The following is a 12,725-nucleotide window of genomic DNA, read 5'->3' as shown; positions in this document are numbered from 1 at the left end:
GTGTCCAGGTGAGCCGTGTCCGCGAACTCGCGGACACGGCGCCCGGTCCACCTCGTAACCTGCGCCTCTCTATGGAGACTCTGGCCGTTCCTCCCCGCCTCGTCGCGCCCGGTTGGTCCTTGACCGCGCGCTGCCCCGTCGCTGCTATTTCGCTGTTGTATGCGCCGCGGTTGTATATGCCGCTGTTGTGTACGCTCTTGTTTGCGCTGTTCCGTGTATCGCTTTTCAACCTTCCGGCGGCGATATCTGTTGTTTTGCGAGGTCGACGTTTTACTTCCTCCGCTCGCGGATGACCGGTCAGGTGTACCGATCATTCGCCCCGCTCTTCTTCTGACATCCGTTTTTTTAGTGGCCCCGCCGCCCTTCGTAGGACGCATTGGCTTCCCCGGCCGCGCCTACGAAGTCTCCATGCTTGCCGCCGGCTTTTTTTTATCTGGTTTCCCCGCCATATGGACCGGGCGGCAACGCATTCCCTGTGAAGTGCTTATTGCAACGGCTATGCCAGGCACCTTCAAACCCTTAAGCCACCGTGAGTTTCGCTGTGGCGCACTGTTGGTGGGCACCCTTCACGGCACGCATTGATTCGAATCCGACACGTGCTTATCGCGGCCGCCGCGCGCTCCGGTATGGATGTACCGACCCGTCTGCTTGCGCGGCGCTCCCATATCCCGCATGGGACCGCGGGCCGCGTCGCATTCCGGTCAAATGTGCCGTTCCTTCGGAACCCTATCGGTACGCAAAGCAGGCTGCCCGATGTGTCGCAGGCATGAGACACGCTTAATCTCGAACGACGGTGCGATTCCTCATCCGTGGCAAAGCGAATTGCAACGCTGTGTTGGACTCCGCGCATAGGAGCCCTTGACCACCGGTTTTTGAACGGTCAGGACGAGTGAGATGATGCAAAAAACCTTTCTTACTTCAGACTTGTTTGTATGGCGCTGGAAAGCGGTTTCGCTTATCGTTAAGCCCATGCGCCGCTAGAGCGCTTGTACCAGGCCAACGAGGTAAGAAACAGCTGGTGTAATTCGGGGAAGAGATCATCTGGCGGTTACAACGGTGAACACTGTTGCGCCGCCCGTCCGGTGTGTAGCAAATCGCGGCTCGCGCCGCCTGCTCCATGCCCCCGAAATTGCCACTACCGTGAATCCGTCACCGCCCGGCTGCGGACAGCAGAATCCCTCGGCGGCGGGGCGCAATCCCTAACCGGACCCGCGCAAACGGACCGGTTAGCTCAGTTGGCCGGAAGCCGGCATCCTGCCGGTCTGTCGAGTACGTCGCAGAGCAGTCCTGAGAGCAGCATCGAACCGGGGGTAACATGAATACGACTTGCACGCCTGTCGACACGGAACGCACCGTTCTTTACGTGTCGAATTCGCCGGACCAGAAACTCGCCGCTTTCCTGGCGGCTTCCGGCTGGCAAGCGGTGCATGCCAAGAGCACGGCCGTCGCCGAACGCATGATCGAGCGCGGCAATATCAAAGTCGGCCTCGTCGAACTGCCGCTCGACTGCACATCCCAACATCTGTCTGCGCTCGCGTCCTGCATGCGGCGCGTCGAAACCAACTGGGTCGCCCAGATCGCGCCGGGGCAGGCGGAAAACGAACTGGTCAGCCGTTTCATTCTCGATTACTGCTTCGATTTCGTGACGCGCCCGTGGCTGAACGAGCGGCTCGTGTTCGCGCTGGGCCACGCGCATGGCCTGTCGAGCCTGCGGCATGTGGAAGTCGCGCCGGAGCCGTCGCTCGGCCGCCACGGCATGGTCGGACAATGCGAGGCCATGCAGCAGTTGTACCGGCGCATCGACAAATGCGGCGTGACCGACGCACCGGTGTTCGTCGCCGGCGAGTCGGGCACCGGCAAAGAGCTGACCGCCCGGGCGATTCATGAACGCTCACCCCGCGCCGGCCGCACCTTCGTCGCGATCAATTGCGCGGCGATTCCGCCGAGCCTGCTGCAAGCCGAATTGTTCGGCCACGAACGCGGCGCCTTTACCGGCGCGCTCCAGCGCAAGATCGGCCGGATCGAGAGCGCTCATGAAGGCACCCTCTTTCTCGATGAAATCGGCGATATGCCGCATGAATGCCAGGCGGTCCTGTTGCGTTTCCTGCAGGAAGGCACGATCGAACGGCTGGGCGGCAATGGCCCGATCAACGTCGATGTCCGGGTCATTTCGGCGACTCACGTCGATCTGGACAAAGCAGTCGAAGACGGGCGCTTCCGCTCCGACCTGTATCACCGTCTATGCGTGCTGCGGCTCGTCGAACCGCCGTTGCGCGAGCGCGGCGGCGACATCAAGCTGCTCGCCAACTATGCACTCAGCATGTACAAGCAGGACGGAGCGCGCAAACTGCGCGGGCTGTCGAGCGACGCGATCGTCGCCATGTCGAACTATCCGTGGCCGGGCAATGTGCGCGAACTGATCAATTGCGTGCGCCGCGCCGTGGTGATGAGCGAGGGCCGCTTCATCACGGCCAGCGATCTGGGCTTGCCGGAAGCCGAAAATGGCCCGGCCGTGACGCTGGCGGAGATCCGCAGCAAGGCCGAGAAAGACGCCATCGAGCACGCTCTGCAACGGCATGGCTACAAGCTGTCCGAAGCCGCGGCCGAACTCGGCATTTCACGAGCCACGTTGTACCGGCTGATGCACGCCAACCGGTTGCACCAGGACGTGGCGACCGGGCGCGCCGCGAATGCGGGCGGCGGCGCGGATGCCGACGGCGAGCCGGAGCGGAGGGCGCCTTCGCTGGTGTGAGCGTGTGAGATCCGGCCGCCTGGCTTCTGCGCTGGGCGTGCTTCGCTCTGTTCTGCGGGACCGAGTCGCGCCTCGCCGCGCGCCATGACCCGATCGGCGTGAAATCGCGCGGCAGCCTCCGCTCCTTTCGCCGACACGCCGGCATTGCTATGCTGAAGGCCGTTCATCCATCCGGGAGCGAACTTGGCCGACCAGCACGCACCGGCGCTCGAGCGCCGAACCTCGTCCGTCCTGCCGGCTCAGGCCAGCCCGTGCGATGCGCTCGTCATCCGCACACAAGCGCTTAGTCTCGTCCACCCTTGCCGGCGGAAAAAACTCGCGCTGGCCGCGACCATTCTCGGCTCGAGCATGGCCTTCATCGACGGTTCCGTGGTCAATGTCGCGTTGCCGTCCATCCAGAGCGAACTGCACGCCAGCGTGGCGGCGATCCAGTGGGTCGTGGACGCCTATCTGCTGTTTCTCGGCGCGCTGGTGCTGGTGGGCGGTTCGCTCGGCGACAAGCTCGGACGGCGCACCGTGTTCATCGCGGGAATCGGCCTCTTCACGCTGGCGTCGATCGGCTGCGGCCTCGCGCCAAGCGCCGCCGCCCTGATCGCCGCGCGCGCCGTGCAAGGCATGGGCGCGGCGCTGCTGGTGCCGAGCAGCCTCGCCATCATCGGCGCGGTGTTCGACGACAAGGCGCGCGGCCAGGCGATCGGCACCTGGGCCGGCGTCGGCGCCATCACCTCGGCGCTCGGACCGGTGGCGGGCGGCTGGCTCGTGGATGCGTTTTCGTGGCGGGCCATTTTCTTCCTGAACGTGCCGATTGCCTGCGCGACCGTCGCGCTGGCGGTCATCGCCGTGCCGAACAGCCGGCAAGACGATGAAGATCCGCCCGTACGCGCGTCCGCCGATGCCGCCTCCCTCTCCCACCCCGCCTCCAGCCGCGCCGAACACGTATCGGCCCGGCTCGACTGGCCGGGCGCGGCTACGGCCACCGCCGGGCTCGCCGCCTTGACCTACGGCCTGACCCTCGCTTCGGCGCGCGGCTTTGGCGACCGCTGGGTGCTGGCGTCGATACTCGGCGGCCTGCTGGTGCTGATCGCTTTCGTCGCGCTCGAAGCGAGAAGCCGCAATCCGATGGTGCCGCTCGACGTGTTTCGTTCGCGCGACTTCGTCGGCGCCAATCTCGTCACGCTGCTGGTCTACTTCGGGTTGGGCGGCGCGCTGTTCTTCCTGCCGTTCACGCTGATCCGCGCCTATGGTTACAGCGCGACCCAGGCGGGCGCGGCGTTGTTGCCAGTGCCGGTGACCATTGGCTTGCTGTCGCGGTTTACCGGCGGCCTGACGAGCCGCTTTGGCGCGCGGGCGTTGCTGAGCACGGGACCGGCCGTCGCCGCGGCCGGCTTCGCGATGCTCGCGTTGCCGTGGGTGCGCGGCGAGTACTGGCGCGGCTTTCTTCCCGGGCTGGCCGTGCTTGGACTCGGCATGACCATCACCGTAGCGCCGCTCACGACAACGGTGATGACCTCGGTGTCCGCCGCGCGCACGGGCGTGGCGTCGGGCATCAACAACGCGGTGGCGCGGGTGGCGAGCCTGCTGGCGATCGCGGTGCTGGGCATCGTGTTCGTGTGGTCGCACGATGCGGCGCTCGAGGCGCAACTCGACGCACTGCATGTGCCGCAGGCGGCGCGCGCGGCAACGAGCCTGGCGCGAGTGGGGATAGGTGCGGACGCTGCGTCGCCGGCCGCTGGGGACGGTACGCCGGACGGAAAGTCGGACGGGGCACGGGCAGCAGGGACACAGAAGCAAGCCGAAGCCGCTCGCGATGCGGCCCAGAGCCAGCAGGAATCGGCACGAGTTCAACCGGATCTGGCTCGTGCCCAGGCAGACGCGCTCGGCGCGGCATTACGCGCGGTGGCACTGGTGTCGGCGTTGTGCGCGCTGGCCGGCGCGGCGCTGGCGGCTTTGACGATCAGCCCGCAACGACGGCTTTAGAGGCGCAGCGCCTGATTCAGGGCGCATACAAGGCACACACACGGCACACGCACGGCCAGCCATCCATAGTTCAGCCCGCACTGAAACATCGCCGCACGGCGCCCTCCATACTGCGGTCATGGTGCTTCAAACCACGATCCTCGACCAACCGGGAGCTTGCACATGGCGATAACCTGCTTCATCCGCTATCAGATCGATCCCTTCCAGCGCGATGCCTTCGACGAATACGCCCGCAACTGGGGCCGCATTATTCCGCGTTGCGGCGGCCATCTGGTCGGCTACTTCCTGCCGCACGAAGGCACCAACGACATTGCATGGGGCTTGATCGCATTCGAGAGCCTCGCGGCCTACGAAGCATATCGGGCGAGATTGCGCGCCGATTCCGAGGCACGCGATAATTTCAGGCTGGCCCAAACGAAGCGCTTTATCCTGCGCGAAGAGCGGACTTTCACGGAAGTCGTGGCGGGCACCTTGGGCGTGCCGCCGGTCTACACGGCGGCAGTTGACGCTGCGTGATTGCAATCACGCAGCGCTTTACGGCGAGGGGGGAATGCCCGAGCACCGCGGCCGGGATGCAGGAGGTCGGCGCTGCCTGACAGGCCGGTTTTTTGCTAGCCCAAGGTGCCATCGCGACGGCCTTTCGGAATTTCCTGCATCCTATGCGACGGCTGTCCGAGGAACTTGTGAGACCGGACCCATGTCGGTTCTTGGTCACGCAGCCGATCCCATCCGTCGATATCGGCACAGCCATCCGCATCCGTCCCCCGCTTTCACCTTATGCGCAAACTACTCCAAGCCTGGTTTTTCGTTCTTCTCACGCTCGGCGCTTCACCGGTCTTTGCCGCGGCAGCCTCCGCCGCACCCGCCTCGTCAGCGTCCAGTCCTGGGGTGACGCTGACGCCCGAACAGGCTCGTCAGGCGCTCGCCGTCCTCAATGACCCCAAGCGCCGCGCGCAGGTTGCCGATACGTTGCAGGCGATCGCCGCCGCCGGCGCGTTGAGCGCGCCGCCCGCTTCGGCACCTACGGCCGCGTCGGCACCCGCTGCGGCAAGCGGCGCCGCCGCCCTCGTGCCGGCGGCATTCAAGTCGAACGGACTTGCCTCGCAACTGGCACGTCAGGGCGCGCATTGGGCCGTCCGCTTCGGCACGTCGGTACGCAGTTCGGTCGGCGCGCTGCTCGATGTCGCCTCGGTGCGCGCCTGGTGGCAGTGGCAATCGACCAACCCGCACGCACGCGCCGTCCTGGGCCAGGTCGCCTGGTCGCTGCTGGCCGCGCTGATCCCCGCGCTCGGACTCGAATGGCTCGCGCGCCGCCTGTTGCGCCGCGCTTACAAGGCGCTGGCGGCGCGCCGTGAACTGGGCGACGCAGACGACGCTCCGCAAGCCGACCTGCCGGTGGACGTTGCGCCCCAACCCGCCGACGCGCCGAACGCCGCGCCGCCGCTGCCCGTTTCGCCGCCCTCGCCGGTGACGGCAGCGCAAGCGAAAGCGGCCGCCGTGCCGGCTGGCACATCCGCGGCCACCGCGGCCAACGGCAAGCTCACGGAAGCCAAAGGCAAGCAGAACGCCAAACATCACTGGACGCTGCTGCAACGCCTGCCGCGCGCGCTCCTCACTCTGGCGCTGCGGCTGTTGCCGCTCGTGGTGTTCGTCAGCGCGGCAAGCGCGCTGATGTCGATCTTCGCCGATGACGGCTCGCCGCAAGACCGCGCGCTCGATTCGTTGATCGATATCTACGTGCTGTGCCGCGTGATCGTGATCGTCGGCGGGTTCTTCCTGCAACCGGCCGCGCCGCGTCTGCGCCTGCTGCGTATGAGTGATGCGTGGGCCGACTTCGTGCAGCGCTGGATCGTGCGGATCGTCAGCGTGGTGGGCGCCGGTTCGGCAATCGCGGAGATTGCCGTGTCGCTCGGTCTGAACGACGCGGCGCATCTCGCGCTGATGAAAGTGGTCGCGCTCGCCGGCCACATCATGGTCTCGATCCTGCTGCTGCAATGCGCGGCGCCGGTCGGCGAACTGATCCGCAAGGGCGTTGCCGCACGCAAATCGCTGGAGATGGCCGGCAACGTCTTCGCCGAAGTCTGGGCCTGGTTCGCGGTATTCGTCGTGATGGCGCTGTGGTTCATCTGGGCGCTCGACGTGCAGAACGGCTATCAGACGCTGCTCCATCTCGGCGGCATTTCGCTCGCGGTGCTGGTGGGCGCGCGGGTCGTGTCGATCGTGCTGTTCGGCGCGCTGGCCCGGCTCTTCCATGTGCAGGACGACACGGCCAGGTCGCTCGTGCATCAGCATGCGTATCGCTATTACCCGCTGGTGCGCCGCCTGGTGGCGTGGATCATCGGCATCGTGACCGCGCTTGCGCTGTTGCAGGTATGGGGCGTGCACGTGGGCGAACTGTTTCGCGCCGGCACGATCGGGCACCGGCTCGCGTCGGCGATTATCACGATCGGCGTGGCGGCCGTCGTCGCGCTGTTGGTGTGGGAAAGCGTGAACGTGTCGGTCGAACAGCGGCTGGACCGCTGGACCACGAGCGGCGATCTCGTGCGCGCCGCACGCTTGCGCACCCTGCTGCCGATGCTGCGCAGCGCGCTCTTCTGCGCCATCGCGCTGGTGGTGGTGCTCACCGGCCTGAGCGAACTCGGCGTGAATATCGGGCCGCTGCTGGCGGGCGCCAGCATCTTCGGCGTGGCGCTCGGATTCGGCTCGCAGAAGCTGGTGCAGGATTTCATCACGGGCATTTTCCTGTTGATGGAAAACGCGATGCAGGTGGGCGACTGGGTCACGCTCGCGGGCGTGTCGGGCACCGTCGAATATCTGTCGATCCGCACGGTGCGGCTGCGCGGCGGCGACGGCTCGCTCTACACCGTGCCGTTCAGTTCGGTGTCGACGGTGAACAACACCAACCGGGGTATCGGCAACGCCGCGGTGAAGGTCAATATCGTGTTCGGCCAGGATGTGGATCTCGCCATTGGCACGCTGAAGGAAATCGGCGCCGCCTTGCGCGAGGACGACAATTTCAAGGACGGCATCCTGTCGGACTTCAGCTTCTGGGGCGTCGATGCGCTGGACGGCTCGGCCATTACGCTAGCCGGCCAGATTCAGTGCCGCGACAGCGCGCGCTGGGGCGTGCAGCGCGAATTCAACCGCCGCATTCTCGACCAGTTCCGCGAACGCGGCATCGCGATCGCGAACCCGCAGCGCAATCTGTTGACGTGGGATCCGGAAAGCGTGCCGGCGAAGATCGACGCTGACGAAACGCTCGACACGGCACGCAGCGAAGTCGCCAGGGACGAACCGCGCGCCGACGCGCCGTCTTCGGCCGCGGCCCAGCAAGCCGACGCGCCGGTGGAGGACCAGTTGCCCGTCGACCCTAAGCCGGCCGGCGGCCCAGGGACGCCAGCCAATCCTGGTTCAAGCTCTCCGCATGAGTGAAGTGGAGGCCGTGGCCGGCGGCTTCGTAGGCACGTAGCGAAGGGCCGGGTATCAGCGGTGTAGCGAAGCGCCGGGTATCAGCGGTGCGGTGAGCCGGCCGTTGAGTTCGAGGGGCGCTGCGGTGAGCCGACCGTTAAGTTCGACCGGCGCCGATGCATCACAGTCCCCACGCCACATCGTTGCTGCCACAAGCGTGAATCGTGACGCCATGCCGCCACGGCGCCGGCGGCGCTACGCAGGCCGATTGCCAGGAGGCAAAAAGGCGCACCCAAAAAACTGCCATCTCGGGCGCTATTGCACGTCCCACCAGCGCGGCAGCAACCGCTTCACTTCAGGCCGCCGATACCGGTCGTCGATCAGATGCACCACGCCCTGGTCCTGCTCCGTGCGAATCACGCGCCCGGCCGCCTGCACCACCTTCTGCAACCCGGGGTACAGATACATGTAGTCGTATCCGTTGCCGAACTTCGCTTCCATCGTGCGGCGCATCTGCTCGTTGATCTCGTTCATCTGCGGCAAACCGAGGGTGGCGATGAACGCGCCGATCAACTGCTCCCCGACCAGATCGACGCCTTCCGAAAACGCGCCGCCAAGCACCGCGAAGCCCACGCCTTCGTTCATGGTCCGAAAGCGCGCCAGAAATGCGTCGCGCGCCGCTTCGTCCATGCCGGGTTCCTGCGCCCACACCGGCAAGCCGGGATGCCGCTCGCGCATCAACGCGACCACGCGCTGCAAATACTCGAAGCTGCTCAGAAAGCCCAGATAATTGCCCGGCTGCGCCGCATATTGCTTCGCAATCAGATCGACGATCGGGATGAGTGAGCGCTCGCGGTCGCGCCAGCGCGTCGACACGTTGCCGGCCACGCGCACCTGCAACTGCTCCGCGCGAAACGGCCCTTCGACATCGAGCCATTGGGTCGCTTCGGGCAGCCCCAGCGTGTCGCGATAAAAATGATGCGGATTGAGCGTGCCGGAGAACATCACCGTACTGCGCGCGGCCGCGTAGCGCGGCGCGAGAAACGGCGCCGGGATCACGTTGCGCACGCAAAGCGTGGCACTGCTCTTGTCGCGCGGCGCATAACGATCCGTGGCGAGCGTGATGTCGAAAATCGAATGCTCGCCGAACTGCTCGGCGAGCGCGACGAAATGCATGGTGTCGAAGAAAAACCGCAGCGCTGCTTCGTCGATGGAAAGCGGCGCTTCCGCCAGTTGATCCGTGACGGCGCCGATCAGATTTTGCGCGGCGGAGAGCAGTTTGCCAGGGACTTCCGTGTAGACCTGATAGCTCGCACTCTGCGCGCGCTTGACGGCGCTCCACTCACGCTGCAGCCGTTCAAGCGGCTTGCGCAATGTGGCCGGCGCGGTTTTGCGCGCGAGCCGGAATGCCGCCTGATCGAGCGACGCGGTGTACATGCGGCGGGCACGGTCGAGCAGATTGTGCGCCTCGTCCACCAGCACGCCCACGCGCCACTGGTTGATCTGCGTGAGCGCGTACAGCATGGCGCTGCTGTCGTAGTAGTAGTTGTAGTCGCCGACCACCACGTCGGCCCAGCGCGCGAGTTCCTGCGCCAGATAGTACGGACAGATTTCGTGCGCGAGTGCCGCATCGCGCACCGCCGCGCGCGTGAGGCGCAAGCCTGCCAGCGCCGTGCTGCGGGCTGCGTCGAGCCGGTCGTAGAAGCCGCGCGCGAGCGGACACGAATCGCCGTTGCAGGCTTTGTCGGGATGCTCGCAGGCCTTGTCGCGCGCGACGAGTTCGAGGGTTCTCAACGGCAAGTGCCCGGCGCCGCGATGGAGCGTTTCGATCGCGTCCAGCGCGAGCGCGCGGCCTGGCGTCTTGGCGGTCAGAAAAAACACCCGGTCGATCTGGTCCGACGCACACGCCTTGAGTAGCGGAAAGATCGTTGCAAGCGTCTTGCCGATGCCGGTGGGCGCCTGCGCCATCAAAGGCTTGCCGTCGCGTGCCGAGCGATAAACCGACACCGCCAGCTCGCGCTGGCCGCTGCGAAACTGCCCGTGTGGAAACTGCAACGCATTGAGCGCGGCATTGCGTGCGGCCCGATGCGCCTCTTCCTGCACGACCCAATCGAGAAAACGCTCGCATTGCTCGACGAAGAAAATCTCCAGATCGCGCGCGGTATGCGTTTGCGTCAGCAGCACCTCCTTCTGAGTGCCGATGTCGAAGTACACCAGCGCCACCGTCAGCCCGGCGAGCCCGCGCGCGCGGCAAAGCAAATGACCGTAGACGAGCGCCTGCGCCCAATGCAGGGTGCGGTGATTGGCGGGCATGCGTTCGAGGTCGCCGCGATGCGTCTTGATCTCTTCCAGCCGGTTCGCCGCCGGGTCGTAGCCGTCCGCGCGACCGCGCACGGTCAGGCCGCGATGCGTAGCGGTCAGCGTGATTTCGGTTTCGTAGCCACTTGCGCGCCGCCCGGCAACCGTCACGTGGCCCGCCATTCCTTCGAGCGAGGTCGGCGCCGGTGTAAAGCGCAGGTCCAGATCGCCGCGCCTCGCGGTGAACTCGCACATTGCCCGCACGGCGACGACGTACGTCATGCGGCGGCCTCGGTTTTGGTGTGGCGGCTGGCTTCGACGTTGACGGTGGTGCTGGCGTTGCCGGTGATTTCGGCGGTGGCCTCGGTGGAGACCGCGGCGGCCATTGCGACGGTGATCTCGGCGGTGACCGCAGTGGAAACTCCGGTGGCGATCTCCGTGGCAGCCTCGCGATTGACCTCGGCCGCGACCTCTGCGGCCACCCCCGCAGTGCCTGCAGCCGCGTCAGTCTGTACTGCGACGACTTCATCGGCCCAGCGCACGTCGAGCACGCGCACCGGCATGCCGTGCTGCGCGCAGTACGCGAGCCAGCGGATCTGGTTGTCCTGCAAGCGGTCGCCGGGGCCCTTTACTTCGATCAACTCGTAGCGTCGCTCGTCCGGCCAGAAGCGGATCAGATCAGGCAACCCGGAACGATTGCCGCGAATATCTCCCAGCAAGCGCTCGAACCACAGTTTCAGATGCGCGGCGGGCAGACAATCGAGCGCCAGCGCGACGAGTTCCGGCGAGAGCAGCCCCCAGAACACGAACGGCGATTGCAGCCCCGCCTTGCTGTGCAGATGCCGCCAGATCGTCTCGCGATAAACGCCGCTGTCGAGTTGCGCGAGACACGCGGCGAACTGTTCCGCGCGGCGCGCATGGAAATCCGGCGCGTGCAGATCGGCCGGACCGCGCTGGAACGGATGAAAGAACGCGCCAGGCAGCGCCGCAAAGACCGGCTCCCAACACAGCAACCCGAACAGCGAATTGATCAGGGCGTTCTCGACGTAGTGGACCGGCGCGGCCTCGCACGTCAAATGATCGCGGACGACATATTCGACCGCCATTGGCGCCGCGGGCTGCGGCAGCACCAGCGTGCCGCGCTCGACCGGACGCGCCGCACTCGTGCGCGCAACCGGCACGCCGCGCTTGCGCTGCAAACGCGGCAGCATGCGCGCAATGCGTTGCGCTTCCTCTTCGCTCTCGGGTGCCTGGGCGGCTTGCGAGAGCAACGCGTAGGCATCGTCGAAACGCTCGCTGCGTTCGAGCACGCGCATGCGCCGATGGCGTGCGCCCGGCCAGCCGCAACGCTCATAAACGGCGAGCGCGGCCGTCCAGTTCTGCCGACGCTCGCACAGGTGGCCAATGCGGAACAGCAGTTTCGCGCGCCGCGTTTCAAGCCAGGGATTCGAGGTTTCGATTTCGCCGACGGCCGCGACGAGTTCTTCGATAACGGCTGCATCCGCGTCGCCGCCCGGCAGGCATTCGAGCGCTTCGCGGCACGCGTGCAAGGCGAGATAGACGTCGACGTCCGCGCGCTGCTGGAACGCACGCGACGAAGGCGCGAACGCCACCTTCTCGTACTGGAACACACCGAGGTCGGCCAGCACGAACTCCGACCACTCCTGCTGCAAATTGCCGAAGAACATCAGACGCAGACGCTCGCAAAGCGGCGCGATTGCAACGTGAAGCACGCAATCCGCAGCTTGAGCGTGCCAAGCGGAGAGCGGGCGCGCCGCGGCGCTTTCCTCGTCGCGCTCGCCACGGTAAAACGGGCGCAGGGTTTCCAGCAATTCCGGTTTGCGCAAGCTCCTCGCGCCGGGAATCAACGCAATGGTGTCCGCGAAAACTTCCATTAGCCCGGCACGCGTGGTGAGCGCGAACAGATCGTCGAGCGTCAGGCCCGGCTCGGTGTCGACCCAGCCGAGCGCGGCGATCGGCGCCGCTGCCTGCAATGGGCAACCGATCTCTTCGTAAGACAGGCGGCTCGCGCGGAACAGCGTGCCTTTACGCATCAGCATGCGAACCAGCAGCGCGCGCGAAGTCTGCGGCAACGCGGCGAACTCACGCAGAAACGCGTGCTCCTGCGCGTCGAACAGGTCGTCGTAGCGCTGCGCGAGCCAGGCGAGGGCGCGCTCGAAGTTCAGCAGATAGTAGAGAGCGTAGGGAGAGGCAGGTGTTGCCACGGGACTTTCACGAAACCTGTATGTTTATACAGTGATGATAGCAAAATCCGTGAAGGCGCCGTCCA

At 65.9% G+C, this 12,725-nt stretch carries 6 protein-coding genes; 4 read left to right on the top strand and 2 right to left on the bottom strand.

Annotated elements, in window-relative coordinates; genetic code table 11:
* Positions 1-1,315 precede the first annotated feature (1,315 nt).
* The 4 genes from P0D71_RS20860 to P0D71_RS20845 all read left to right on the top strand — a co-directional run bounded on the left by P0D71_RS20860 (position 1,316) and on the right by P0D71_RS20845 (position 8,161).
* Positions 1,316-2,752 (top strand): sigma 54-interacting transcriptional regulator, encoded by a 1,437-nt coding sequence (locus P0D71_RS20860; RefSeq protein ID WP_408481873.1) that lies wholly within the window; start codon positions 1,316-1,318, stop codon positions 2,750-2,752.
* A 183-nt stretch (positions 2,753-2,935) separates the two neighbouring features.
* Positions 2,936-4,729: an MFS transporter gene (locus P0D71_RS20855; RefSeq protein ID WP_408481871.1), complete on the top strand. Its 1,794-nt coding sequence runs from the start codon at positions 2,936-2,938 to the stop codon at positions 4,727-4,729.
* A 162-nt stretch (positions 4,730-4,891) separates the two neighbouring features.
* Positions 4,892-5,245, top strand: a complete 354-nt coding sequence (locus P0D71_RS20850) for an NIPSNAP family protein (protein ID WP_408481870.1) — start codon at positions 4,892-4,894, stop codon at positions 5,243-5,245.
* A gap of 261 nt (positions 5,246-5,506) precedes the next feature.
* Positions 5,507-8,161 (top strand): mechanosensitive ion channel family protein, encoded by a 2,655-nt coding sequence (locus tag P0D71_RS20845; protein ID WP_408481868.1) that lies wholly within the window; start codon positions 5,507-5,509, stop codon positions 8,159-8,161.
* A gap of 291 nt (positions 8,162-8,452) precedes the next feature.
* Here the strand turns inward: P0D71_RS20845 and P0D71_RS20840 are convergent, their stop codons facing one another.
* Together P0D71_RS20840 and P0D71_RS20835 are read right to left on the bottom strand one after the other, a co-directional pair.
* Positions 8,453-10,717 (bottom strand): ATP-dependent DNA helicase, encoded by a 2,265-nt coding sequence (locus P0D71_RS20840; RefSeq protein WP_408481867.1) that lies wholly within the window; start codon positions 10,715-10,717, stop codon positions 8,453-8,455.
* A complete protein-coding gene (locus tag P0D71_RS20835) occupies positions 10,714-12,660 on the bottom strand; it encodes a VRR-NUC domain-containing protein (protein WP_408481866.1) in 1,947 nt (648 codons plus the stop codon). The genes P0D71_RS20840 and P0D71_RS20835 overlap by 4 nt, the downstream gene beginning before the upstream one ends.
* Positions 12,661-12,725: the final 65 nt, after the last annotated feature.

The organism is Paraburkholderia sp. RL17-383-BIF-A, assembly GCF_046028015.1.
In the GTDB taxonomy this organism is placed as follows: Bacteria; Pseudomonadota; Gammaproteobacteria; order Burkholderiales; family Burkholderiaceae; genus Paraburkholderia.
Note: the sequence above shows the minus strand (reverse complement) of the source record. Positions and strands in the feature narration are given on the sequence as shown.